This window comes from Xanthomonas hortorum pv. pelargonii, from assembly GCF_024499015.1.
Lineage (GTDB): Bacteria > Pseudomonadota > Gammaproteobacteria > Xanthomonadales > Xanthomonadaceae > Xanthomonas > Xanthomonas hortorum_B.
Map to the genome: position 1 here is coordinate 2,038,436 of NZ_CP098604.1, position 23,372 is coordinate 2,061,807.

25 protein-coding genes and 1 other RNA gene are annotated in these 23,372 nt (G+C 63.0%); 10 read left to right on the plus strand and 16 right to left on the minus strand.

Features of this window, described 5'->3' with window-relative positions:
• Position 1: 1 nt before the first annotated feature.
• Positions 2–202: a helix-turn-helix transcriptional regulator gene (locus NDY25_RS09100; protein WP_006449488.1), complete on the minus strand. Its 201-nt coding sequence runs from the start codon at positions 200–202 to the stop codon at positions 2–4.
• Positions 199–786: a hypothetical protein gene (locus NDY25_RS09105; RefSeq protein ID WP_168959988.1), complete on the minus strand. Its 588-nt coding sequence runs from the start codon at positions 784–786 to the stop codon at positions 199–201. The genes NDY25_RS09100 and NDY25_RS09105 overlap by 4 nt, the downstream gene beginning before the upstream one ends.
• Before the next feature lie 330 nt (positions 787–1,116).
• On the opposite strand from NDY25_RS09105, the gene NDY25_RS09110 reads away from it, so the two are divergent.
• Positions 1,117–2,688 (plus strand): GH39 family glycosyl hydrolase, encoded by a 1,572-nt coding sequence (locus tag NDY25_RS09110; RefSeq protein ID WP_168959989.1) that lies wholly within the window; start codon positions 1,117–1,119, stop codon positions 2,686–2,688.
• 63 nt (positions 2,689–2,751) lie between these two features.
• On the opposite strand, the gene NDY25_RS09115 is transcribed toward NDY25_RS09110, so the two are convergent.
• On the minus strand, positions 2,752–3,024 hold the full coding sequence (locus tag NDY25_RS09115; protein ID WP_104551897.1) for a metal/formaldehyde-sensitive transcriptional repressor: 273 nt from the start codon (positions 3,022–3,024) through the stop codon (positions 2,752–2,754).
• Between the two features lie 65 nt (positions 3,025–3,089).
• Between NDY25_RS09115 and dmeF the strand changes: the two genes are divergently transcribed.
• The gene (dmeF, locus tag NDY25_RS09120) at positions 3,090–4,091 is read left to right on the plus strand and encodes a CDF family Co(II)/Ni(II) efflux transporter DmeF (protein WP_168959990.1); all 1,002 of its coding nucleotides are present in this window, start codon (positions 3,090–3,092) and stop codon (positions 4,089–4,091) included.
• A 239-nt stretch (positions 4,092–4,330) separates the two neighbouring features.
• On the opposite strand, the gene NDY25_RS09125 is transcribed toward dmeF, so the two are convergent.
• The gene (locus NDY25_RS09125) at positions 4,331–5,158 is read right to left on the minus strand and encodes a ferredoxin--NADP reductase (RefSeq protein ID WP_168959991.1); all 828 of its coding nucleotides are present in this window, start codon (positions 5,156–5,158) and stop codon (positions 4,331–4,333) included.
• Positions 5,159–5,193: 35 nt separating this feature from the next.
• Between NDY25_RS09125 and NDY25_RS09130 the strand changes: the two genes are divergently transcribed.
• The 6 genes from NDY25_RS09130 (at position 5,194) to panE (ending at position 9,517) form a co-directional block, all read left to right on the plus strand.
• Positions 5,194–6,222: an ABC transporter ATP-binding protein gene (locus NDY25_RS09130; RefSeq protein ID WP_218974160.1), complete on the plus strand. Its 1,029-nt coding sequence runs from the start codon at positions 5,194–5,196 to the stop codon at positions 6,220–6,222.
• Positions 6,219–7,022, plus strand: a complete 804-nt coding sequence (locus tag NDY25_RS09135) for an ABC transporter permease (RefSeq protein ID WP_168959992.1) — start codon at positions 6,219–6,221, stop codon at positions 7,020–7,022. Before NDY25_RS09130 ends, NDY25_RS09135 begins: the two co-directional genes overlap by 4 nt.
• Before the next feature lies 1 nt (position 7,023).
• On the plus strand, positions 7,024–7,362 hold the full coding sequence (locus tag NDY25_RS09140) for a hypothetical protein (protein WP_233366653.1): 339 nt from the start codon (positions 7,024–7,026) through the stop codon (positions 7,360–7,362).
• Positions 7,349–8,155, plus strand: coding sequence for an IS5 family transposase (locus tag NDY25_RS09145; protein WP_256627890.1), 807 nt, complete (start codon positions 7,349–7,351; stop codon positions 8,153–8,155). Before NDY25_RS09140 ends, NDY25_RS09145 begins: the two co-directional genes overlap by 14 nt.
• Positions 8,121–8,462 carry a hypothetical protein gene (locus tag NDY25_RS09150; protein WP_233366338.1) on the plus strand — a complete coding sequence of 114 codons (342 nt, stop codon included), beginning with the start codon at positions 8,121–8,123 and terminating at the stop codon, positions 8,460–8,462. The genes NDY25_RS09145 and NDY25_RS09150 overlap by 35 nt, the downstream gene beginning before the upstream one ends.
• A 116-nt stretch (positions 8,463–8,578) precedes the next feature.
• Positions 8,579–9,517, plus strand: a complete 939-nt coding sequence (gene panE, locus NDY25_RS09155) for a 2-dehydropantoate 2-reductase (RefSeq protein WP_168957452.1) — start codon at positions 8,579–8,581, stop codon at positions 9,515–9,517.
• Positions 9,518–9,601: 84 nt separating this feature from the next.
• On the opposite strand, the gene NDY25_RS09160 is transcribed toward panE, so the two are convergent.
• Positions 9,602–9,760: a hypothetical protein gene (locus tag NDY25_RS09160; protein WP_168957450.1), complete on the minus strand. Its 159-nt coding sequence runs from the start codon at positions 9,758–9,760 to the stop codon at positions 9,602–9,604.
• On the opposite strand from NDY25_RS09160, the gene NDY25_RS09165 reads away from it, so the two are divergent.
• Positions 9,759–10,274 carry a hypothetical protein gene (locus NDY25_RS09165; RefSeq protein ID WP_043889539.1) on the plus strand — a complete coding sequence of 172 codons (516 nt, stop codon included), beginning with the start codon at positions 9,759–9,761 and terminating at the stop codon, positions 10,272–10,274. The two genes, NDY25_RS09160 and NDY25_RS09165, sit on opposite strands and share 2 nt — an antisense overlap.
• A gap of 66 nt (positions 10,275–10,340) precedes the next feature.
• Here the strand turns inward: NDY25_RS09165 and NDY25_RS09170 are convergent.
• From NDY25_RS09170 to NDY25_RS09220, 11 genes are all read right to left on the minus strand, one after another.
• Positions 10,341–10,416: non-coding RNA, sX9 sRNA (locus tag NDY25_RS09170), on the minus strand.
• Positions 10,417–10,481: 65 nt separating this feature from the next.
• Positions 10,482–11,180, minus strand: a complete 699-nt coding sequence (locus NDY25_RS09175; protein WP_256627891.1) for a single stranded DNA-binding domain-containing protein — start codon at positions 11,178–11,180, stop codon at positions 10,482–10,484.
• Between the two features lie 32 nt (positions 11,181–11,212).
• Positions 11,213–11,656 (minus strand): acyl-CoA thioesterase, encoded by a 444-nt coding sequence (locus NDY25_RS09180; RefSeq protein ID WP_256627892.1) that lies wholly within the window; start codon positions 11,654–11,656, stop codon positions 11,213–11,215.
• A gap of 378 nt (positions 11,657–12,034) precedes the next feature.
• Complete coding sequence (locus NDY25_RS09185) at positions 12,035–12,361, minus strand: thioredoxin family protein (protein WP_168957455.1); 327 nt, start codon at positions 12,359–12,361, stop codon at positions 12,035–12,037.
• A complete protein-coding gene (locus tag NDY25_RS09190) occupies positions 12,333–12,827 on the minus strand; it encodes a flavodoxin (protein ID WP_168957456.1) in 495 nt (164 codons plus the stop codon). The genes NDY25_RS09185 and NDY25_RS09190 overlap by 29 nt, the downstream gene beginning before the upstream one ends.
• A 224-nt stretch (positions 12,828–13,051) precedes the next feature.
• On the minus strand, positions 13,052–13,522 hold the full coding sequence (locus tag NDY25_RS09195) for a hypothetical protein (RefSeq protein ID WP_168957457.1): 471 nt from the start codon (positions 13,520–13,522) through the stop codon (positions 13,052–13,054).
• A complete protein-coding gene (locus tag NDY25_RS09200) occupies positions 13,522–14,220 on the minus strand; it encodes a DUF3800 domain-containing protein (protein ID WP_168957458.1) in 699 nt (232 codons plus the stop codon). Before NDY25_RS09200 ends, NDY25_RS09195 begins: the two co-directional genes overlap by 1 nt.
• Before the next feature lie 41 nt (positions 14,221–14,261).
• Positions 14,262–15,305 (minus strand): ribonucleotide-diphosphate reductase subunit beta, encoded by a 1,044-nt coding sequence (locus tag NDY25_RS09205; RefSeq protein ID WP_006448529.1) that lies wholly within the window; start codon positions 15,303–15,305, stop codon positions 14,262–14,264.
• A gap of 177 nt (positions 15,306–15,482) precedes the next feature.
• Positions 15,483–17,984, minus strand: coding sequence for a ribonucleoside-diphosphate reductase subunit alpha (locus NDY25_RS09210; protein ID WP_256627893.1), 2,502 nt, complete (start codon positions 17,982–17,984; stop codon positions 15,483–15,485).
• Positions 17,985–18,425: 441 nt separating this feature from the next.
• A complete protein-coding gene (locus tag NDY25_RS09215) occupies positions 18,426–19,466 on the minus strand; it encodes a DUF475 domain-containing protein (RefSeq protein WP_168957460.1) in 1,041 nt (346 codons plus the stop codon).
• 106 nt (positions 19,467–19,572) lie between these two features.
• The gene (locus NDY25_RS09220; RefSeq protein WP_168957588.1) at positions 19,573–22,281 is read right to left on the minus strand and encodes a bifunctional acetate--CoA ligase family protein/GNAT family N-acetyltransferase; all 2,709 of its coding nucleotides are present in this window, start codon (positions 22,279–22,281) and stop codon (positions 19,573–19,575) included.
• A gap of 201 nt (positions 22,282–22,482) precedes the next feature.
• Between NDY25_RS09220 and NDY25_RS09225 the strand changes: the two genes are divergently transcribed.
• The gene (locus NDY25_RS09225; RefSeq protein ID WP_168957461.1) at positions 22,483–23,268 is read left to right on the plus strand and encodes a DUF4198 domain-containing protein; all 786 of its coding nucleotides are present in this window, start codon (positions 22,483–22,485) and stop codon (positions 23,266–23,268) included.
• The last annotated feature ends 104 nt before the right edge of the window (positions 23,269–23,372 follow it).

Genomic DNA, 23,372 nt, shown 5'->3' on the forward strand with positions numbered 1-23,372 from the left:
ACTACTGCCCGTCTTCAAACAGAAACACGTGCTCGATCGATTCCCCGAACAAGCGCGCGATGCGAAACGCCAACGGCAAGCTGGGATCGTACTTGCCGGTCTCCAGCGCATTGATGGTCTGCCGCGACACGCCCAGCCGCTCGCCCAATTCGCCTTGCGACCAACCGCTGGCCTCGCGCAATTCGCGTACCCGGCTGTTCATTGAAAGCGACGTGCGTTGATGCTTTTGGTGATGCCGTAGGTTCCGCACAACAGCGGAAACACCCACAGCATCGCCACCGTTGCGGGGATGTCGATCAGCTCGGCGGCCTGCAGAAACCCACCGGTCATGTACGCGCCGCTGACCAGGCCGGCGGCAATGGCGATCGACTCCAGTTCGATCCGTCGCTGCATCTCGTCCGAGTCGCGCACGTAGCGCGCCACCGCGCGGATCACCAACGCCACCAACACTGCGGGCAACAACGCGATCAGCACGCGCGCCCAGTTCGGGTCCACATGGGCCAGCAGGTATTTCCAGACCAGCATCACCACCACGTACAACATCATCGGCACGCCGAATTCGCGCTGATAACGCCGCGCCAATGCGGGGCGCGTGCTGTCGCGCATGCTGCCACGCGACAGCCAAAGCAGCAGTGCCAGCAACAGGCACGACACGCCCGCACCTGCACACAACCCGGCAAGGTAAGCGCTCAGTGGCAACAGCCGCCAATGGCCAAGCGCACCCACTGCGAGCAAGCCCAACCCCAGGCAGAGCGCGACCAGCGCGTTGCGGTTGTAGCTGGTCATGAGCTGCGCCTCTTCTGCGCTGTTGCGCTCGATAACAGGCCAACGCTCTCCATCTCGGCACTGCCGCGCATCAACCACTGCGCCGGCCACGCCTGTGTGCAATCCGATTGCCAATGCTGCTGATGCATCCCTTTAGCCTGTCAAGTCAACTTGACAGGCACGATGCGCTTGACGCGGCTAGCTGTCAAGCACCCTTTACACATCCGGTGACGCGCGGGCTACCGTGATCGCCGACTCGACGATGGCGAGAGGAGATGCATCCACATCCCCTCCGCGGCGCTGCACCGGAGCTGGGTTACGCTCCCTGATCGAATACTGGTGGGAGCGATGATGCGTCTGAAGATCTTGTTGGCAATCGCATTGAGTGGCTGCATGGCGACCTCGGCAGTGGCGCAAGAGATCGCACCTGCGCCGCGCACGATCCAGGTGGATGTGGCTACCGCCAGCGGGCCGGTCGACCGTTTCTACGCTCTGTCGATCGGCTCGGATTTTCCCGGCACCTTGATCCGCAGCGACACCCAGGCACACCTGGTTCCTGCCGTGCAGGAGTTGGGCTTTCGCTACATCCGCTTCCACGATGTCTTCCATGACGTGCTCGGCACGGTGAAAGACGTCGACGGAAAACTCGTCTACGACTGGACCAAGCTGGATCAGCTCTACGATGCGCTGCTGGCCAAACGCATCCGTCCGTTCGTCGAGTTGGGCTTTACGCCCGGCGCGATGAAGACCTCCGAGCAGACGGTCTTCTACTGGAAGGGCAACACCTCGCATCCGGATCCGGCCAAGTGGACGCAGCTGATCGATGCGTACGTGCGTCATATCCGCGCGCGCTATGGTGCCGACGAAGTGCGGCAGTGGTATTTCGAGGTGTGGAACGAGCCCAACCTCAAGGATTTCTGGGAGAACGCCGACCAGCAGGCCTACTTCGCTCTGTACGCGAACACCGCACGCACGATCAAGGCGATCGACCCGCAACTGCGCGTGGGCGGCCCCTCCACCGCCGGTGCCGCATGGGTACCGGAACTGCTGGCCTATGTGGCTAAAAACAAACTGCCGATCGATTTTGTCAGCACGCACACCTACGGCGTGGACGGCGGGTTTCTCGATGAAGACGGCAAGCAGGACACCAAGCTGTCTGCATCGCCGGATGCCATCGTTGGCGATGTGCGACGGGTGCGCGAGCAGATCCAGGCATCGCCGTTCCCGGATCTGCCGCTGTATTTCACCGAGTGGAGCAGCAGCTACACGCCACGCGATTTCGTCCACGACAGTTACATCAGCGCGCCCTACATCCTGACCAAGCTCAAACAGGTGCAAGGCCTGGTGCAGGGCATGAGCTACTGGACCTACACCGATCTGTTCGAAGAACCCGGCCCGCCACCCACGCCGTTCCACGGTGGCTTCGGGCTGATGAATCGCGAAGGCATCCGCAAGCCGGCCTGGTTTGCCTATAAGTACTTGAACGCACTCAAAGGCCGCGACATTCCGCTGCGCGACGCACACGCATTTGCGGCGGTGGATGGCCAACGCATCGCCGCGTTGGCGTGGGATTGGCAGCAGCCGGTGCAGGCGGTGAGCAATACGCCGTTTTACACCAGGCAAGTACCGAGCACCGACAGCGCGCCAGTGGTGTTCCGGATGACGCAGGTGCCGGCCGGCACGTATCAGCTGCAGGTGCGCAAGACCGGCTACCGGCACAACGACCCGTTGTCGCTGTACATCGACATGGGCATGCCCAAGGACCTGGCGCCGCGTCAGCTGACCCAGCTGCAGCAGGCCACGCGCGATACGCCCGAACAGGACCGGCGCGTGCGCGTCGGCGCCGATGGCGTGGTGGAGATCCGCGTGCCGATGCGCAGCAACGATGTGGTGCTGATGACGTTGGAACCGTCTCCGCGCTGAGGACCGGCAACCACTGCTGCGCTCACCGCCTGGCGATGAGCCCAGCAGTGTTGGTGAGCGTTCTTACTTCAGATAGGTCTTGAGGATGGCGGTGATGTCTTCCACCGCCAGCTCGCGGTCGCCCAATGCATCCGGTGCTGCCACGTGATGCTTGAGGTGCTCGCTGAGCAACTCGACCATCAACCCCTGCGCCGCGCCGCGGAACGCCGCGACCTGCGTCAACAACGCAGTGCAGTCCACGTCCTGCGCCAGGGCTTTTTCCAGCCCCTCCACTTGTCCACGGATCCTGCGCACGCGCGCGAGCAGTTTGGATTTGTCCTGATTCAGATGTGCCATTGCCGTATACCCCCTAGGGGTATCTGAGATACCATAGGGGGGTATCGTAGCCAGAGCCTCTTCCGATGTCGATCACGCACGCCGCGCCGCACTGCGCGCAGTCGCACACCTTTGCCAGCGCCAACCCGCTGGCCGAACACAGCACCCGCAAGGCCGTCATCCTGACCGTGGTCATGATGGTGGTGGAAATCGTCGGCGGCTGGACGCTCAACTCCATGGCCCTGCTCGCCGATGGCTGGCATATGAGCTCGCACGCGCTCGCCCTGGGGCTTGCGTTGTTCGCCTACCGCTTCGCGCGGCGCAATGCCAACGATGTGCGTTTCACCTTCGGCACCTGGAAGGTCGAGGTGCTAGGGGGCTATACCAGCGCGATCCTGTTGCTGGGCGTTGCCGGCCTGATGGCATTTCAATCGGTGGAGCGATTGTTCTCGCCCAAGCCCATCCAGTATCAGGAAGCCACGGTCATTGCGGTCATCGGCCTGCTGGTCAACCTGATCTGCGCGTGGTGGTTACGCGATTCGCATAGCCATGCGCATGGCCATGGTCATCACCACGGGCACGGCCATGAGCACGCGCATGACGGTCATGGTCATGGTCATGGTCATGGTCACCACGACGGTCACGCCGATCTGAATCTGAGGGCGGCGTATCTGCACGTGGTCGCCGACGCGGCGACTTCGGTCTTGGCGATTGTCGCGCTGGTCGCCGGCATGCATTGGGGCGTGACTTGGCTAGACCCGATCATGGGCATCGTCGGCGCGGTGCTGGTCACCGTGTGGGCGTGGGGACTGCTGCGCAGTACCGGCCGCGTGCTGCTGGATGCGGAGATGGATGCCCCGGTGGTGGAAGAAGTGAAGCAGGTCATCGCCGAGCTGCCGCATGCGATCGACATCGGCGACCTGCATGTCTGGCGCGTCGGCAGCGATCGTTATGCCTGCGTGGTCAGTCTGATCACCGCGGCAGATATCGATGCGAAGCTGGTTCGCGAGGCGCTGCAGATTCATGAAGAACTGGTGCATATCACCGTCGAGTTGCAGCGCCCGCCAGCGACGCTCGCGGCGGGCTAGCGATTCGGCAGCGCGTTGCACTCGGCGGCCTGCAGTTTTCAGTGTGGAAGTTGCAACACGCTGCGGCTTCGGCCCGGCCGAGACGCTCGGGCACCATGTCCGGCGCGTGCTGGCGCTATCGCAGAGGCACTTCGGCGGGCATCGCGATACTGTTGACGGGCCTTGAACACGCCGGGTGCAGGCCGACCAGGCGTGATCAGCGGCGCCGAGCAAGACAGCTCGGCCCCTGCCCGATGACCTCAGACTTTTGCCGGCGCCGGGCTGACGTATTTCTCGCGACGGATCTGCGCGTTCGGCAGGCCGGCTTCTTTCAAGGCTTCGACGCAGCTGTCCACCATGTCCGGATTGCCGCACAGGTAGGCGATATCGCCCTGCGCATCGGGCACGAATTCGGCCAGCTGCTGCTGCACGTAACCGTGCCGTACATCGGCGTGCGGCTGGTCGGGCAGCTCGCGCGAGAAACACGGCACGTAGCGGAACTGCGGGTGCGCATCGGCAAACGCACGGAAGTCATCGCCGTACAGCAGCTCGGCCGGCGTGCGCGCGCCCTGCAGCAGCACCACCTGCACGCCGCGGCTGGCGATCGCCTCGGCCAGCAACGGCAGCATCGAGCGGTATGGGGTGACGCCGGTACCGGTGGCGATCAGCACATAGCGCCGGTTGTGATCGTTTGGCGGCAGGCAGAAGCGGCCGTAAGGCCCGCTGGCCTGCAACTGGTCGCCGATCTGCAGGCCCTCGAACAGCGCCGTGGCCGAGCCGCCGGGCACGAAGCTCACCGCGATATCCACCGCCTCGCCCGGTCCGAACGCGTGGTCGTGGATGGTCGCCAGCGAATAGCTGCGCTTGGTCGGCGTGCCATCGGCGCCATTGAAATGGATCTGGATGAACTGCCCGGGCTGGAAATCCAGCGGCTGCCCGTCGTCACGCAGGAACTGGCAGTGGGCCACGGTGGGCGCAATCATGCGCCGGTCGACAAGCTTGAGGGGGAATTGAACGGGCACGAACGTATTTAGGACAGTCTGTGATCGGGGCTTGCCCCCGCGGGCTTCTATAATAACGGCCTGCAACTCGCTGCGCCGTCACGCTGACGCGAAGGAACATCTTGAATTCCCCATCTCCGATCACCGCACCCGCGCTGCGTGTGTGCGATCTGCGCAAGACCTACGACAACGGCACCCAGGCGCTCAAAGGCGTCTCGCTGGACGTGGCGCCAGGCGATTTCTTCGCCCTGCTCGGCCCCAACGGCGCCGGCAAATCCACCTTGATCGGCATCATCAGCTCGCTGGTGAATCTGTCCGCCGGCCAGGTGGAAGTGTTCGGCACCGACCTGGTCCAGCACCGCAGCGATGCGATGCGGCTGATCGGTCTGGTGCCGCAGGAGGTCAACTTCAACCTGTTCGAAAAACCCTTCGACATCCTGGTCAACTACGCCGGTTTCTACGGCATGCCGCGTGCCGAGGCCGAGCGTCTGGCCGAAGCCGAGCTGCGCCGCTCGCACCTGTGGGAAAAGGCCCAGGTGATGAGCCGCACGCTGTCCGGCGGCATGAAGCGCCGGCTGATGATCGCCCGCGCCATGATGACCCAGCCGCGCCTGCTGATCCTGGACGAGCCCACCGCCGGCGTGGACATCGAGATCCGCCGCGACATGTGGCGCGTGCTCAAAGAGATCAACGCGGCCGGCACCACCATTATCCTGACCACGCATTATCTGGAAGAAGCCGAGCACCTGTGCCGCAACCTGGCCATCATCAATCACGGCCAGATCGTCACCCAGGGCCCGATGCGCGAGCTGCTGGCCAAGCTCGATGTGGAAGGCTTTTTGTTCGATATCGATGGCGATCTGCCGGCGCAGCTGCCGGTGATCGAAGGCACCACGCTCACCGCCATCGACAGCCAGACGCTGGACCTGGACATGCCGCGCGCGATGGACCTCAACCGCGTGTTCGCCACGCTCGGCAGTGCCGGCATCCGGGTGCGCTCGATGCGCACCAAGAGCAATCGGCTGGAAGAGCTGTTCGTGCGTCTGACCGGTGACGCCCCGGCGCCCGCCGATGCCGTCGCCACCATCACCCCGCCTGCCGCACCCAACGGCACACCGCCAGCGCAGCCGCGCAGCGGAGGCCAGCCATGAACGAGATCCGTACCGTGACCGAACCCACCAACGCACGCCGCAACTGGATTGCGCTGGGCACCATCGTGCGCCGCGAAGTGCAGCGCATCCTGCGCATCTGGGGCCAGACCCTAGTGCCGCCGGCCATCACCATGACGCTGTACTTCTTGATCTTCGGTGGGCTGATCGGCTCGCGCGTGGGCGACATGGGCGGCTACACGTACATGCAGTTCATCGTGCCGGGCCTGGTGATGATGAGCGTGATCCAGAACAGCTACGGCAACATCTCCTCCAGCTTCTTCGGCGCCAAGTTCGGCCGCCATGTGGAAGAGCTGCTGGTCAGCCCGATGCCCAACTGGGTGATCCTGTGGGGCTACGTCTCCGGCGCGGTGCTGCGCGGGGTGATGGTCGGCGCGCTGGTGCTGATCATCGCGATGTTCTTCACCCCCGTACGCATCCCGCATCCGCTGGTGACGCTGAGCACGGTGGTGCTGGGCGCGATCATCTTTTCGCTGGCCGGCTTCGTCAACGCGGTGTACGCCAAGAAGTTCGACGACGTGGCGATCGTGCCCACCTTCATCCTGACCCCGCTGACCTATCTGGGCGGCGTGTTCTATTCGGTGAAGTTGCTGCCACCGTGGGCCGAAGCAGCCACCCACGCCAACCCGATCTTCTACATGGTCAACGCGTTCCGCTACGGCCTGCTCGGCAGCTCGGACGTGCCGATCTGGGTCGCTTACGCGCTGATGCTGGGCTTTGTCGCGGTGCTCAGCGCGCTGGCGCTGTGGTTGTTGCGCCGTGGCGTGGGCTTGCGGAGCTGATATGGATCGCAAGCATGTGACACAGAGCGTGGAGGGCTATTCGCATGCGCTTCTTGCGCATGCAGCACGCTCTTTCCTCGAGAAAAGCGAAGATGCCACCGAGGAGCAAACTAATCAGTTCGCTCTAGGGGCCATGATGATGTGCTGCTTTGCTTTGGAGGCCTACTTCAACCAACTCGCGCATGCACTACACGAACGTCGAATGATTCTGCAGCTCGAGGACATCAAGGATTTTGAGCGCAAAGCACCTGATCAAAAATTCCTGGAATTGACTAATGCCTTAGAGCGTGTTATGAACTTTAGCCTTGTCACGCTAACGTATATGGATGAAGCCTCGTAAGCCATATCCGACCGATATTTCCGACGAAGAATGGGCCTTTGCTGCGCCGTATCTGACACTGATGGATGCGCAGGCACCGCAGCGCAGGTACGCGCTACGCGCGATGTTCAATGCACTGCGCTGGATCGCACGCGCCGGCGCACCGTGGCGATTGCTTCCCAACGATTTCCCGCCTTGGGAGGCGGTGTATCAGCAAACGCAACGTTGGCTACAGGCTGGCTGCTTTGAGGCCATGGTCAGCGATTTGCGCTCACTCCTGCGTGTGGCGCACGGGAAGAAAGGCCAGCCGAGCGCGGTCATTTTCGATGGCCGGACGCTGCAGTCCACCTGTGAAAGCGGACCGCGCGCCGGATACGATGGCTACAAACGCAAGAAAGGGAGCAAGGTGCACATGGCGGTCGATACGCTGGGACACCTACTCGCCGTCCAGGTCACGCCAGCCAATGAGCAAGAGCGCGCGCAAGTCCGATCGTTGGCTCAAGAGGTACAACACGTGACCGGTGAAACGGTCAAGATCGCGTTTGTGGATCAAGGCTATACCGGCGAAGAACCGGCGCAGGCGGCCAAGGAAGAAGGCATCGAGTTGCACGTCATCAAGCTGCAAGAAGCGAAGAAAGGCTTCGTTTTGCTTCCACGCCGATGGGTCGTCGAGCGCAGCTTCGGATGGGTCAATCGTTTCAGGCGGCTGGCACGCGACTATGAGCGATTGCCGGAAACCTTGGCCGGCTTGCACTTTGTTGTCTTCACGATTCTGATGCTTGGAAATGCAGCTACGCTCTTTCAAGGTTCATAACACGCTCTTAGATCTTACGCTGGAAAGCATCTCGCTTACGACGGTGAGTCAATTCTTCAATTTCCGCAACAAGGTCGCTCATGCGAAGCCTTATGCGCGCGAAGACGAGGACAACACATGGAAAGGAACTCGGCCGCGCAATCCCAGTACAGATCCGCCTTGGGCTAAGCAGGCGAGGCCGATGGAAGCACGTCGATTCGTGGAAAATATGGAAAAAGTCATAAGCCACATGAATCAAGCTAGCCTGCAAAAGCTAGGTCAAGATTTCCCGCTAGATATCCTTGGCAGAGCTAGTCAGATCTACTGACCCAAACAAAAGGCCCCGGCGATTCCGCCAGAGCCTGATGCCGACCGAGAATCCCCGATCCGGCTGAAATAATAGCTGACGTCTGCGCGTTCGAATTAAGTTGAAAGGAATTTTTCATGCGTATTTTGATCCTGGGCGCCGGTGGCACCGGCGGTTATTTTGGCGGACGTCTGGCGCAGGCAGGGGTCGATGTCACCTTCCTGGTGCGCGATGCGCGTGCGGCGCAGTTGCAGGCCGATGGCTTGCGCATCCGCAGCCCGCTCGGTGATGCCGATCTGCCGGTGGCGCATGTCACCGTGCAGGATCTGCCGGCGCTGGTGGCGCAGCGGCCGTTCGATCTGGTGATCCTCAGCTGCAAGGCCTACGACCTGGACAGCGCGATCGAGGCGATTGCGCCGGCCGTCGGTGAGCACACCACGGTGCTGCCGATCCTCAACGGTCTGCGCCACTACGCGGCGCTGGACGAGCGCTTCGGTGCCGCGCGGGTGTTGGGCGGGCTGTGCTTCATCAGCGCCACCAAGGGCGAGCACGGCGAGATCCTGCATCTGGGCAAGCCGGCGGCGATGACCTTCGGTGAGCGCGATGGCAGTGCCGCATCGGCGCGGGTGCAGGCGTTTGCTGCTGCCTGCGCGCAGGCCGGCATCGATCATGTGGCTAGCGAGCAGATCGCGCAGGAGCAGTGGATCAAGTACAGCTTCCTCACCGCGCTGGCGGCGGCCACCTGCCTGATGCGTGCGCCGGTCGGTGCGATCGTGGCCACCGACGACGGCCGCGCGTTGATCAACGGCTTGTACAACGAATGCCTGTGGGCTGCCGATGCGGCCGGGCAGCCGATTCCGGAAGCTGCGCGCGCCAAGGCGCTGCAGACCTTGTTGCAGGTGGATTCGCCGCTGAAGGCCTCGATGCTGCGCGATCTGGAAGCCGGCCAGGACGTGGAAGCGGCGCAGATCGTTGGCGACATGCTGAAGCGGGTGCGCGAGACCGGGCGCAACGCGCCGCTGCTGATGGCGGCGAATGTGCATTTGCAGGCGTATCAGGTGTTGCGGCATAGCTGATGCGATTGGGTGTGCGGGTAGGTGTACGTGTGAACCGGACCCCCATCCGCCCTACGGGCACCTTCCCCCGGTGGGGGAAGGGATTTAGGCGATGAGGTGATGCGTTGAGGTGGCACTGCGCATTACCGCAAGTGACACGATGCCGTCCGCGACGCGATGCCCATCGGCATTGCCGCTGCCTTCGCGCTGCAACGACGCGATGCACACGATGCTCTGCTTCCCCTCGCCCGTCGTGCTCGCCATGAAACTGCTCAGCCACCTGTTCCGTGCCGGTCACTTCGTGATCCTGGCGTTTTTCGTGCTGTGCGCGGCAGGTCTGGTGGCGATGGCCGGGCTGGAGTTGTGGCACGGGTTTACCCCCGGCGGCGACATGGTGGTGCGCGATCGCTTCAACGTGGTGCTGGAGGCGATCGGCCTGCTCACCGTGGCGCTGGTGACACTGGAGCTGGGCCAGACCATCTTCGAAGAAGAAATCCTGCGCGATGTCAAAGTCAGCGGACCCACGCGGGTGCGGCGTTATCTGTCGCGCTTTTTCGTGGTGATCGTGATTGCGCTGGCGATCGAAACGCTGGTGTCCATCTTCGAGCTGATGCACGACGACCCGGCCAAGCTACCGTACGCAGCTGCCGTTGGCTTGTGTGCTGCGCTGCTGCTGATCGCCTGGGGCGTGTTCGTCAAACTCAATCGCAGCGCCGAAGAACTCGAACCCGAAGCGATGGAAGAAACCAAGCGCGAGGACCGCGAAGTCGAGGAGTAAGCACTCCGCGCGCGACCGCATGGCGTTGCGCTATACCGGTCGACAGAGCTGTCAGTATTTTTCAGTGGCTAACAAAACGTAGCGAGTGGTCGTCAGATGGATGCGGACAGCGCGGAGGAACCGGAGTGTACGCGTGGTACATGCCGATTCCGATCACCGGCCTCGCCCGCCTGATTGTCGCGCAGTAGTTTTGATAGCCGCTCTTACTCAGGGGCGTGCACCGGCAGTCGCTGACCCTGGAGCACCTAGACGCATCGCCTCGGCGGATTCTTCCGCGCTGCGCTCCGGATCCGTGTCGACCAACGCAATCGCCGGCCGGTGCTCACGGCGCGACAGCAGGGTGATCCATCCGGCCTCGATCGTGGTGATGCTGCCCGCCGGGTCGCCGCGACCGACCTGATGCCCACTGCTGCGTGGCTGGTCGGCGGCGATGTCCTGCGCGACCTCGGCGACCACACCACGCACCTTGATCCGGTCGCCCGTGCGTACGCGCGTGCCCATGCGCAGCGTGTACTCGCTCTCACCGGGTACACCGATTCCGGTGTCATAGCCCTGGTCGAGCACGAACACGGCGTCGGAGGTCGCATCCACGCCATCGCCCTCGTCCTGCACAAACCAGCCCACTACCTTGCCGCGATTGCCATCGCCCAGGGTTTCGGCAAGCTCTTGGCCCATCTCGTCGCTATCGCCCGCCAGGCTGCGGGTCACGATGCCTTCGATGGCCACCTTTCGCCCAAGCAGCGGACTGGTGTCAGCGCTGCCCTGGATGCGACCGATCAGCACGCGATCCGGATCCATCGGCGCAACAGCCTGGTCACTCTGGGCCGGCAGCGGCGCGCGGCACGCGCCGAGCAGCGAGGTCATCATCAGCACCGCCATCCAGCGCGGTGCGCGGATCCTTCGCATCGCATGACTTCCTGTGAGTAAAGAGACCGAGTCTACCGCGCGCACCACTGCCGCCTACCGCAAGCGGTCCAGGCCTGCGGCGCGGGCAACGGCGTCACCGTGGTCGGCTTGCCATCGGCGCCGAGCGCGATCATCACGAAGTGGCCGCGCGTGCACAGCTCGCGCGCGCCACTGAGCAGATCCTCGGCGATCAGCTCCACTTCCACCTTGATCGAACTGCGCCCCACCGACACCACGCGCGCAATGGTTTCCACCATCTGGCCCTGGCGGATCGGCAGTTTGAAATCCACCTGATCCGAGCGCGCAGTGACTACCGAGCGCCGCGCATAGCGCGAGGCCGCCAGAAATGCGGCCTTGTCCATCCACGCCAGTGCCTGGCCGCCGAACAGCGTGCCCATGTGGTTGGTGTGGTTGGGGAATACGATCTCGACCATGCGCACTTCGGTCGGGGGAGGCGTCTGCGAGCTGTTTGGCATGCGGGTTTCCAAAGAGGGGGATGTGCGGCCACTGCGTGCTGGAAGCGATTGCAGCAGCCGGGCGCGCGTCGGAGATGCCTTCAAGGCGCAGCGGCGTCCGCCGGGACGCAGCGCCGCTGCTGTAGTGCTGTGCGTCGTGCCGACGCCGGCGCGCGTTTGGGCAATGCTGACGGCTCAACTGCATCGGTCGATGGCTGGCAGTCTGCGTGGCTCATGCCCGCGAACTGCCTTGCGCGCGATATGTTTTTATCGGGAAGGCGGTCGCGGCCGGGGCCGCTCCTGCGAGAGAGCTAGTTCACGTCATCGTTCGCTTGTCGATACGGCGGCGTGTACCGAGATCTTCGATGACGCGCATCGAAGATGGGTTACATCGACGACTCAGAGGCTGCTCTTGACCGCGGTTTCCACCTGCGCCGGCGACTGGAAGCCGGGCAGGCGTGCCACCTCGGCGCCGTCCTTGAACAACGCCAGGGTCGGCGTCTGCCGCAAGCCCAGGCCGCGAAAGAAGTCCTCGCCAACTGTTTCCAGCTTCACTTTGAGAAGTGCGACGCCGGCGGCGTCCTCGCTCGCGGCGAACTTGGCCAGCGACATGTCGAGCATCTTGCAGCCCGGGCAATTGTCCTTGTAGTAGTCGACCAGCAAGCGCGGATGCGCGGCAAGGGCGGCGACGTAGTCGTCAGGGGTGGTGGCGTGGAGCGTCTGCATGGGGGGTGTTCTCGAACGGTGTGTCGGTAAGGGCAAGAATGGTGTCGGTCCAGTGTTGGATCTTGGTGGCGTCGCGTTCGCCGTGGGGCATTTGTTCGATCTCCAGCCGCGGGTAGCGCGTACCGAAAAACGCGGCCATGCGCCGGGCCGCACCGCAGTAATTCTCTTCGCCCCACTGCGTCTCGCCGGTGCCGAACACCGCGAGGCGCTCCGGCTTGCCGACTGCGGCGACGAGCTCCTCAATGAAGCACTTCATCTCCGGCGGCGTACGCCCGGCGTTGATGCTCCAACTACCGAGGATGTAAAGATCGTGCTCCGCGCCGTCCGGGCACGCCTGCGCCAACGTCTGGATGTCGGCATCGATCCAGGTCACCGCATGGCCCAGCTCCTCGCAACGCGCGCGGATCGCGCGCGCGACATCGCGGGTGTTGCCGCTGAGCGATGTGTAGGCGAGGAGGATGCGCATTTGCTCAATGATTAATGGGTTCAGGAAAATTTTATATTAAAAACAATGGGTTGCAACTTCCATTGGCTTCTGGGGCTTCTTGGGGCTTCGCCGCTGTGCCAAGCGCACTTGACTCTAACGATAGCTGAGCTAAGCTCCGCCTCGAGTTCACTGCCCATCGGCTTTGAACCTATCGAGGTCTCGGCCGCTGAACCCGCGTAGCGAATCAGCGGCTTTTTTGCCTGCTATTTGGTTTTGGTAAGCGAGCGGACGCATTCTTCGCGAGACCAAGTCGGCGAACTTCGAATCTTTCCTATGCTGCTATCTGCTTGGTAGCACGTGATGAAGTTGGCCTTTAGTACCGAATCTCGCTTGAGCGACAGTGCAATCACGACCACAAAATCTTCATAGACCACCGCCACTCGGCGGGTGGGGTCAACCTGTCCGGCAGTTTTATCCCAGCCTTGAAATAGAATGGCGTCCGGATGCGTAAGGGTCGCCTGAATCCAGTCGATTCGCTGCGCCCTTACTTCTGAAAAAGTATCCTTCTGTCCATCTCGCCCTGCACTCTCGTAGAACGCATGGCCAAATTTTCTTGCATCGAAGTAGACTCGGATCTCGTCTGGTGTCTGGATATTGCCACGGCAGTAGACGCGTTCGTAGTGTTGTCGGTACTCGGCAGAAGTTTCGTACTTGACTAACGGAGGCAACGACATTACCACCCTCCGTTAAGTCGAATCTTGAAGAGGTTGAATTTCTCCTCGCCCTTGCTGGTTGGACCAAGTTCGCGACCCAATGCGCTTTCAATACGGCTAACGACGGTGAACTTCGCAGTGTTAGGCGTCAGGGTAGAGTTGATCTTGCTACTAGCTGCTCCCAGCAACAAATCACACATCTGGATCAGTACTACTTCGTTAGACGGTAAGGACTGAACACTCTCAATATTCGAGCTCAAGTTTGCTCGCGACAGACACTGGGCAAGGACAGGTAGGCGCTTCGAATCGCGATTGCTCTTCGCGTCACAGAAGATTCGATAATCATTAAAATCAAGAATCCAGTGATGAAGAAGCTGGTAGTAAAACTTGTAAAACCCCAGCTCCGCATCATCGTCATGTAGCGAAAGATCAATTTGGGTCCGATCAACCGCAATACATCGAAAACGAAGGTTCTCGCCGTATGCGAAGAAGAGGTCAACCAGTTCTACGTAGAAGTCGCGGCGATTAGGCGCAACCTTGCTCCACTTGATCTCGCCCCAGGCTTCATGTCGTTTTCGAAGGTCGCCAATTCGCGACTTAAGCTCATTCCGAACTTCCTGTGGAAGCCAAAGGCTTCCGATCATGAGGTAACGCGCACGCGGATTAGCAGACGTTAGGACGTCTGGATTCGCCTCATCGCAGTACACCTCAAATCTCATATGGGTTCGCAGGTAGTTGGAGATATGAGCGGCAGAAATTCTTACAGATCGTCGAAGCCGTTATCCGAGTTGGTCTTCTTGTACGAGGCATTCCGCATCTCGAAGAAGTCGGTCTTGGTCTCGGTGAAGTTGTCGGCGTAGGCCTTGATCCACGGCATCACGTTGTCGTTGGCGCCTTCGTACAGCTTCTCGATGCCGAGCATGCCGGCCATCTTGTTGGCGCGGTACTTCACGTAGCGGATCATCTCGTCCACGTCGATGCCGTCGATGCCGTCCAGCACTTCGGCAGTCCACACGGTTTCCAGGTCGATCGCGTGCTCGAAGGCCTTGTGCACGTAGTCGGTGAGCTGGTCGCCCTGCAGCGCCTGGTTCTCGCCGATGATGGCGCGAATCAGCTCACTGATGAACTTGGAATGCGCCAGCTCATCGCGGTTGATGAAGCTGATGATCTTGCCGGTGCCGGTCATGCGGTTCTGGCGGACCAGATTGTAGAAATACGCAAAGCCGGAATAGAAGTTGATGCCTTCCAGGATCGAGGACTGGATCAGCGCGCGGATCAGCGTTTCGGCGGTCTTGTCGCGCAGGAAGTCGTCGTAGGCGCCCATGATCGGCGCGTTGCGCTTGATGATGGTCGGGTGCGTGCGGGCAAGCTCGAACACGCGGTTCTGGTCGGCCAGGCCGGTGATCGAGGCCAGCACGTAGCTGTAGCTCTCGTTATGGATCACTTCCTGCTGACCGATGATCGCGGCATTGGCATGCGCGGCCGGGTCGGTGATGTATTCGGCGACGTTGTAGATGAAGCGGGTCTGCGGCGAATCCAGCGTGGCCAGCAAGCCGATGATCGAATCGTAGGCATTCTTCTCGCGCGCCGACAGCTCGTTGTACTGGCGCGCGTCGCCCTTCATGTCCACCTCGTCGGGGATCCAGAAGTTGGTCGACAGCTCCTTGTACGCCCGATAGAAGGACGGGTACGGGATGTCGTTCCAGTTGAGGATGCCGGAGGTCTGGCCATTGATGATGGCGGTGGAGCGATTGGGGTGACGCGGCTCCAGGATCTTGATGCGCTCAAGCGGTGTTGCGGACATGGGTCTTTACTCGTCTTTCAGGCGTCGCGCGCGCGTGCAGCAGGGACGACGGTAGCAATCGTTCTGGAGGAAAGCCCCCTGAGTCAGGGCGCGCCAAAGGCGCGGGGTGTGGATGCTGATGAGCTGGGGCCCATGGTTCGCAAGGCGAACCATGGGGAGCTGAAGCGCGAATGCGCTTTAGCTCGAACACCACTCGCATTCGCTGATGTCGATGTCGTTGGAACGCACGTAGTACGTGGTCTTCAGGCCTTCGCGCCAGGCGGTCATGTGCAGATCCAGCAACGTGCTCGCACGGATGGTGCTGGGCACGTAGAAGTTGAAGCTGATCGACTGGTCGATATGCCGCTGACGACGCGCGTTCTGGCGCACGCTGGCGAACTGGTCGACCTTGTAGGCGCCCTTTTCGTAGTACGGCCAGGTTTCCAGCGACAGGCCGGGCGCGGCGACCGGACGACGGAAGTCCTTCTTCTCTTCGTAGTAGAACGCGCTGTAGATCGGGTCGATCGAGGCGGTGGAGCCGGCGATCTGTGCGGTGCTCATGTTCGGCGCAACCGCCAGCATCCAGGCATTGCGCACGCCATTGACGGCCACCTGCGCGGACAACTCCAGCCACTGCGGGCTGTTGTAGTCGCGCGCACGGAAGTACTCGCCGGTGTGCCAGTCGCTGCCGCGGAACACGCTGTAGGTGCCCTTTTCCTTGGCCAGCTCCATGCTCGCCTGGACGGTCAGATAGTTGATGCGTTCGTACAGCTCGTCGCTGTAATCCTCGGCTTCCTTGGCGTTCCAATGGATGGACTTCTGCGCGAGCAGATGGTGCCAGCCGAAGGTGCCCAGACCGATCGCGCGATACTTCTGGTTGGTGATGGTAGTCTGCGGCACCGGCAACTGATTCAGATCGATCACGTTGTCGAGCATGCGCACCTGGATCGGGATCAAGCGCTCCAGTACGTCGGCACCCAGCAGATCAGCCTGGTCGTCCTGCGCGATGATCGCGCGGCCCAGGTTGATCGAGGACAGGTTGCACACGACGAAGTCGCCCGCCTTCTTGGTGGTGACGATCTGATTGCCGCTGATGATCTCCTGCATCATCCGCGTCGGGCTCATGTTCTGCAGGATCTCGGTGCACAGGTTGGACGAATAGACCATGCCCTCGTGCTTGTTCGGATTCTTGCGATTGACTTCATCGCGATAGAACATGAACGGGTTGCCGGTTTCCAGCTGGCTGACCATGATGCGCTTGAAGATCTCGATCGCCTTGACGGTCTTGCGCGTGATGCGCTCGTCGGCGACGACTTCCTCATACTTGCGACGGAAGCTGCTGTTGGCATCGCCCTTCTTCTCGTCGTAGAAGTCCTGCAGATACCAGCCCTTGATGCGCTTGACTTCGTGCGGATCGAACAGATACCAGTCGCCGCGACGCTCGACCGCTTCCATGAACAGGTCGGGGATGCACACCGAGGTGAACACGTCGTGCGCGCGCAGACGCTGGTCGCCGTTGTTCAGGCGCAGATCCAGGAACGCTTCGATGTCGCGATGGAAGATGTCCAGATAGACCGCGATAGCGCCCTTGCGCTGGCCCAGCTGATCCACCGACACCGCGGTGTTGTTGAGCTGCTTGATCCACGGCACCACGCCGCCGGAGGAATTGGACACGCCGCGGATCGCCGAACCCGACGAACGCACATAGCCCAGGTACGCGCCGACGCCACCGCCGTGCTTGGACACGCGCGCCACATCGGTATTGGAGTCGTAGATGCCCTGCAGGCTGTCGTCGACGGTGTCGATGAAGCAACTCGAGAGCTGGCCGCCGACCTTGCCGGCATTGGCCAGCGTGGGCGTGGCCACGGTCATGTACAGGTTGGACAGCGCCCAGTAGGCCTCGCCCACCAGCTGCATGCGGCGCTCGCGGCTGCCCTTGCCGGTGCCGATCTCGTCCTGCATCAGATACAGCGCAATCGTCAGCCAACGCTCCTGCGGCAGCTCGAACACGCCGCGCGAGTTGTCGGTGGCCAGGTAACGCGTGGCCAGCAGGTACAGGCCGTTGTAGGCGAACAAGGTATCGCGCTCGGGCGCGATCATCTTGCCGGCTTCGATCAGTTCGTCCTTGGAATAGCGGCGCAGGATGTCGTTGGAATAGACATTGCGGTCGGCCAGGCTCTCCTGCAGGCCGACGAACGAGCCGTACTTCTGGCTGGCGTCGTAGAACCGGTTGCGGCTGGCGCGCTTGTACAGGCGGCGCAGGTACAGACGCGCAGCGAAGTGCTCCCACTCCGGGGTGGTCAGATCGACGCGGGCCTCGGCCTCGCGGATCAGGTGGTCGACCAGGTCGTCGGCGTTGACGCTGTCCTTGCGATCGACGAAGCCGAACACCGAGCGCTTGTAGTCGGCCACGTCCAGCTGCGGGAATTCGGCATGGATCTGGTCGATGGCGCGCTCCAGGCGCTCCGGCTCGAACGGAATCTTGCGGTTGCCGGCTTCCTTGGTGATCCAGGTGGAGACGGTTTGTTCTTCGATGGTCTGTGCGTGCATTGCAATGGCTTGGCGGGGGTGCGGCACAACATCCGACGGGTCGGTCGATTCAAGCGCGCCGCAACTGGGTGCGCTGACACTGGCGGGAACGCTGGGGGTGGTAACTGAGGTACCGCCGGCGATCGCGGCAAGGGTGTCGTTGGTGGTCATGCGTCTTCCGATACGTGGTTACACAAGCCCATCTCTTGGATGGAAACCGGAGCCTGGGAACTCTTGGTGGTACCAGTGACGCCCGGACGCCAAGCGTTCGCGAACATGCCACCAACTCCAGAGATGCCATTACCGGCACCGCGCGTCGTGCATGCACGCGGCTTGGACAGGCTGGGGGGGTGGCTCACATTGGAACATGCGAACCGTCACGACCCAGACCAAATGCTAATTGAACTCTTTTTCCAACTTCGGCCTTAGCGTGGCTAAGGCCGAAGTTGGAAAAAGGAAGTCAAATTCAGCGTGACCACAAGATAGTGTGGTTAGCGGTGCGATGCAACCCAAGAAGCAGGTGATTTTTGTGACTGTGTAAAGGAATAGAACTTGCTTAGTACTGCAGCCAGCAGACCTATTTTAAACGAGAGAATTGGCCGTTCAGGTTACTCAGATCTCGGTCGGGCCGACGTGGTGGCGCTTGCGGTAGCGGATCGACGACCACACCGAGGCGGCGATGAAGGCCACCCCGATCAGGCCGGTGAGCACTTCCGGCACGTGGTACACGGTGCCGACCAGCATGATGATCGCCAGCACGCCGATGGCGTAATGCGCGCCGTGCTCCAGGAACACGAACTCGTCCAGCGTGCCCTTGTGCACCAGATAGACCGTCATCGAACGCACGAACATCGCGCCGATCGCCAGGCCCAGCATGATGATGACCACATCGCGGGTGATCGCGAACGCACCGATCACCCCATCGAACGAGAACGAGGCATCCAGCACTTCCAGGTACAGGAATGCGGCGATGCCAGAGCGCTTGGCCGGGCCCATGCCGTCTTCGCTCTCTTCGGACTCGAACAAGGCATCCACGCTGCCCACCAGCAAGTAAAGCAGGATGCCGCCCAGGCCGGCGAACAGCACGCTCTGGAAGACCGCATCGGGCAGGAACAGCTTGGTGCACAGCAGGACCGTCACCGCCACGATCACCGACATCGCATCGGCCTTGCCCAGCTTGCCGACCAACCGCTCCACCGGCCCGAGCCAGTGCAGCTTGCGCTCCTGGTCGAACAGGAAGTTGAGGAACACCAGCAACAGGAACATGCCACCGAAGGCGGCGATCGACGGGTAATGGTCGGTCAGCACCTGGCTGTAGCGTTCCGGCTCCTTGAGCGCCATCTGCATCACCGGCACCAGGCCCATGCCGGTGGCCACCGACACGATCACGATCGGGAACACCAGGCGCATGCCGAACACCGCGATCAGGATGCCCACGGTCAGGAACAATTTTTGCCAGAACGCGTTCATGTGCTTGAGCACACCGGCGTTGACCACCGCGTTGTCGAACGACAACGACACTTCCAGCACGCTCAGCACCAGGCATAGCCACAGCGCCTGCCACAGGCCCATCGAGGTGGTGTGGCCCCACCAGGCAGCAACGCCCAGGCAGACGGCTGTAACCAAGAACGACATTCTGAAATCGCGAAACATTGACACTCCCAGGCGGGCCGAGACGACAGCCGGAGCAACGGGCCAGGGCAAGGCCCGGCAGATCCGGCGTGTGGTGGAGGATGGGGGACCGCGGCGTGACGCAACGTCAGGCCGGGCGCGGCTCGCCCATTATAGGGAGTGTCACCGCCATCAGGGTCGCATCGTCCGGATCCGGGCGTACCCCGAAGCCCAGGCTCTGGCACATCGCCAGCATGGTGCGGTTCTCGCGCAGCACCTGGCCTTCGATCTGTTTGAGGCCCAGCCAGCGCGCGTACTCGATCATGATGCGCATCAGTTGCCAGCCGATGCCGTGGCCCTTGAGGTCCGAGCGGATCAGGATGCCGTACTCGCCGCCCTCGTAATCGGCGTCGGCATGCAGGCGCACCGCACCGAGCATGTCGCCGCTCTTGGGGTCGATGGCTACCAGCGCGATCGAGCGCGCGTAATCGAGCTGGGTCAGCCGCGCGATGAATTCGTGGCTGAAATGCTTGACCGACTGGAAGAACCGCAGCCGCAGGTCCTCGTCGGTGACCCGCGCGAAGAAGGCGCGGAACAGCGCGTCATCTTCCGGGCGGACCGGGCGCACCAACGCGTGGGTGCCATCGCCGAGCGCGATCTGGCGCTCCCATTCCTTCGGATACGGAAAGATCGCAAAGCGCGGATGGCCGCGGCCCTTGTGCAGCTTGCGCGCCGGCGCCACCGCCACGCGCGCGTCCAGCGCGATCACGCCATCGCGGTCGGCCAGCAGCGGATTGATATCCAGCTCGGTGATTTCGGGGATATCGGCCGCCAGCTGCGCCAGCTTGACCAACACAAGCGCCACCGCGCGCTCGTCGGCGGCCGGCACGTCGCGGTAGGCCTTGAGGATGCGCGAGACCCGCGTACGCCCGATCAACTCGTGGGCCAGGCGCAGGTCCAGCGGCGGCAAGGCCAGTTCGCGGTCGTTGATGACTTCCACCGCAGTCCCGCCGCGCCCGAACACGATCGCCGGGCCGAACACCGGGTCGTCGGCAATGCCGGCGATCAGTTCGCGCGCCTTGGGCCGCAGCACGGTGGGTTGCACGATCACCCCTTCGATGACCGCATCGGGTTGCGCCGCGCGCGCGCGTGCCAGGATGCCGGCCGCCGCTTCGCGCACCGCCGCCACGCTGGACAGATTCAGGCGCACGCCGTCGACATCGGACTTGTGCGCGATGTCGTTGGACAACACCTTCAAAGTCACCGTGCGGCCGACAGCCAGCAGCGGGTCGGCCAGCAAGGCCGCCTCGTTGGCGGTGGCCGCCACCTGCAGCGGCACGATCGGGATGCCGTAGGCGGCCAGCAAGCGGTTGGTGGCGACCGGATCCAGCCAACGGCGGCCGGCGGCCAAGGCTTCATCGACCACCGCGCGGGCGATGCCGGCATCCACCACGAAGTCTTCCGGCAGGCTGGGCGGGGTTTCCATCAACGCCGCCTGCGCCTCGCGGTAGCGCACCAGGTGGGTGAAGCCGCGCACCGCATCCGATTCGGTGGCATAGGTGGGCACGCGCGCAGCATTGAGCGCGGCGATCGCCGCATCGTCCTGGCCCAGCCACACCGCGAATACCGGCTTTTCGCGCTGATAGCGGTCGCGTTGGTCCAGCGCGCGGGTCAACGCCTTGGCCGCGTCGGCCGAGGAGGTGAACGCGGTCGGCACATTGACCACCAGCAGCGCGTCGTTCTCCGGATCGTCCAGCAAGGCTTCGATCGCCGCGGCATACCGCGGCCCATCGGCGTCGACGATGATGTCCACCGGATTGCTGCGCGACCAGCCTTCGGGCAGCGATTGATCCAGCCGCTCCAAGGTCTTGGCCGACAACTCCGCCAGGGTGCCGCCGCGCAGCACCAGCTGGTCCACCGCCAGCTGCCCCACCCCGCCGCCATTGCTCAAGATAGCCAGGCGCCGGCCGGGAAAACTGCCGAGCCGGCCCAGCGTTTCGGCGGCGGCGAACAGCTCGTCCAGCGCGCCCACCCGCAACAGGCCGGCACGCGCGAACGCAGCGCCATACACCGCATCCGAGCCGGCCAGCGCCTGCGCGTGGGTGTCGGCATTCGGGTTGATGCGGAACTGGCGGCCGGACTTGACCACCACCACCGGTTTGGCGCGCGCGGCGGCACGTGCGGCCGACATGAACTTGCGCGCATCGCCGATGCGTTCGACATACAGCAGGATCGCGCGGGTGCGGTAGTCGGTGGCGAAGTAGTCGAGCAGATCGCCGAAATCCACATCCAGCGTATCGCCCAGCGACACCACCGCCGAGAACCCCACCGAACGCGCCACGCCCCATTCCACCAAGGCGGCGGCAATCGCGCTGGATTCGGAAATCAGCGCCAGATCGCCCGCCTGCGGGCAATGCGCGGCGATGCTGGCATTGAGCCGCGCATGCGGGGCGATCACACCCAGGCAATGCGGGCCGAGAATACGCATGCCCTTGGCACGCGCCGAGGCTTCCATGCGCGCGGCCGGCGAGCCGGGGCCGCTGCCGAGACCTGCAGTCAGGATGATCGCCGCGGCCACCCCGCGCCGTGCGGCAATCGAGACGATGCGCGGCACGATGCGCGCCGGGGCGGTGATCACCACCAAGTCCGGCACCCAGGCCAGATCGGTCAGGCGCGCCACCGTGCGCACGCCATCGATCTCGTTGTAACGCGGGCTCACCCAGCCGATCTGCCCGGGAAACCCGGCCGCGCGCAGGTTGCGCACCACCGCGCGCCCGGCCGAACGATCGCGCGGACTGCCGCCCACCACCGCCACGGTGGTGGGACGAAAGACCTGCTGCAGGTGATAGGTGCTCATGGCAAAGGCGACGACGGGGGAAGCGGACACGGTACACGTCGGCCCAAGCCGACGTCATCGACCCGAAGGCCGCAGAACAACGACGGAGTCCACACACTTGTTGTGAACGATTCGCATTTTCGTTAATATTGCGTGGTCAGCCAGCTTTCAGCGCCGCCCCGCGCCCATGCCGCCAGCGACTCATTCGGAACAGGGCCCCCCATGAAACTGCTGACCTTGTCGGCGCTGCTGCTTGCCGCCTCTGCCTCTGCGCACACGCCTTATCTGGCACCCAACACCTTCGCCCCCCAGCCCGGTCAGACGGTGACCCTGGACGCGGCCTTCGCCGAGACCTTCTTCGTCCCGGAAGCGGCCTTCGACCAGAGCCACTTCAGCATCACCGGGCCCGATGGCCGCGATGTCGCACCGCTCCGTGTGCAGGCGCTCGACACCCGCACCGTCGTCGAACACACCCTGGGCAAGCAGGCCGGCACCTATCGGGTCAGCACCGGCCTGCGCGTGGGCGCGCAGTTCCGCACCTGGGAACTGAACGGCAAGCGCGAGACCGTGCGCGACCCGAAAGTGGCCATGCCCAAGGGGGCCACGCTAATTGCCAGCTTCCAGTCGCGCACCCTGGCGGAAACCTATCTGAGCGTCGGCAAACCCGATCGCAGCGCGCTGGCGCCGCGCAATCAGGGTCTGGAACTGGTGCCGGTGACGCACCCCAACGATCTGTATGTCGGCGAGAGCTTCGTCTTCACGGTGCAGTACGACGGCGTGCCGCTGGCCAATCAGACCGTGGACATCAGCGAGGCGGTGTGGACCTCCGATCGCAAGCCGACGTCGATCAGCGTGACCACCGACGCGGCGGGCCGCGCAACCTTGAAGCTGGACCGCGCCGGCACCTGGCTGGCGCTGAGCCGCCACCGCACCCCGGCTCCGGCCGACGCCCCGGTGCGCGAGTACAGCAACAGCACCACACTGACGTTTCGGGTGCTCGAACAATAGCGCCGCGCAACCGCTGCGGCGGTTGCGTCGCCCTGGCGGCATGACTCCACCGGCGCGGTCCCTCCGCCCGGCATCGCGATCCAGCTGCAGGCCCAGCCAACGCT

Bases quoted from the DNA above. Each gene is read 5' to 3' on its own strand.
- NDY25_RS09100 (WP_006449488.1), bottom strand. From the start codon at position 202: ATGAACAGCCGGGTACGCGAATTGCGCGAGGCCAGCGGTTGGTCGCAA.
- NDY25_RS09105 (WP_168959988.1), bottom strand. From the start codon at position 786: ATGACCAGCTACAACCGCAACGCGCTGGTCGCGCTCTGCCTGGGGTTG.
- NDY25_RS09110 (WP_168959989.1), top strand. From the start codon at position 1,117: ATGCGTCTGAAGATCTTGTTGGCAATCGCATTGAGTGGCTGCATGGCG.
- NDY25_RS09115 (WP_104551897.1), bottom strand. From the start codon at position 3,024: ATGGCACATCTGAATCAGGACAAATCCAAACTGCTCGCGCGCGTGCGC.
- dmeF (WP_168959990.1), top strand. From the start codon at position 3,090: ATGTCGATCACGCACGCCGCGCCGCACTGCGCGCAGTCGCACACCTTT.
- NDY25_RS09135 (WP_168959992.1), top strand. From the start codon at position 6,219: ATGAACGAGATCCGTACCGTGACCGAACCCACCAACGCACGCCGCAAC.
- NDY25_RS09140 (WP_233366653.1), top strand. From the start codon at position 7,024: ATGGATCGCAAGCATGTGACACAGAGCGTGGAGGGCTATTCGCATGCG.
- NDY25_RS09145 (WP_256627890.1), top strand. From the start codon at position 7,349: ATGAAGCCTCGTAAGCCATATCCGACCGATATTTCCGACGAAGAATGG.
- panE (WP_168957452.1), top strand. From the start codon at position 8,579: ATGCGTATTTTGATCCTGGGCGCCGGTGGCACCGGCGGTTATTTTGGC.
- NDY25_RS09165 (WP_043889539.1), top strand. From the start codon at position 9,759: ATGAAACTGCTCAGCCACCTGTTCCGTGCCGGTCACTTCGTGATCCTG.
- NDY25_RS09160 (WP_168957450.1), bottom strand. From the start codon at position 9,760: ATGGCGAGCACGACGGGCGAGGGGAAGCAGAGCATCGTGTGCATCGCG.
- NDY25_RS09175 (WP_256627891.1), bottom strand. From the start codon at position 11,180: ATGCGAAGGATCCGCGCACCGCGCTGGATGGCGGTGCTGATGATGACC.
- NDY25_RS09180 (WP_256627892.1), bottom strand. From the start codon at position 11,656: ATGCCAAACAGCTCGCAGACGCCTCCCCCGACCGAAGTGCGCATGGTC.
- NDY25_RS09185 (WP_168957455.1), bottom strand. From the start codon at position 12,361: ATGCAGACGCTCCACGCCACCACCCCTGACGACTACGTCGCCGCCCTT.
- NDY25_RS09190 (WP_168957456.1), bottom strand. From the start codon at position 12,827: ATGCGCATCCTCCTCGCCTACACATCGCTCAGCGGCAACACCCGCGAT.
- NDY25_RS09195 (WP_168957457.1), bottom strand. From the start codon at position 13,522: ATGTCGTTGCCTCCGTTAGTCAAGTACGAAACTTCTGCCGAGTACCGA.
- NDY25_RS09200 (WP_168957458.1), bottom strand. From the start codon at position 14,220: ATGAGATTTGAGGTGTACTGCGATGAGGCGAATCCAGACGTCCTAACG.
- NDY25_RS09205 (WP_006448529.1), bottom strand. From the start codon at position 15,305: ATGTCCGCAACACCGCTTGAGCGCATCAAGATCCTGGAGCCGCGTCAC.
- NDY25_RS09210 (WP_256627893.1), bottom strand. From the start codon at position 17,984: ATGACCACCAACGACACCCTTGCCGCGATCGCCGGCGGTACCTCAGTT.
- NDY25_RS09215 (WP_168957460.1), bottom strand. From the start codon at position 19,466: ATGTTTCGCGATTTCAGAATGTCGTTCTTGGTTACAGCCGTCTGCCTG.
- NDY25_RS09220 (WP_168957588.1), bottom strand. From the start codon at position 22,281: ATGAGCACCTATCACCTGCAGCAGGTCTTTCGTCCCACCACCGTGGCG.
- NDY25_RS09225 (WP_168957461.1), top strand. From the start codon at position 22,483: ATGAAACTGCTGACCTTGTCGGCGCTGCTGCTTGCCGCCTCTGCCTCT.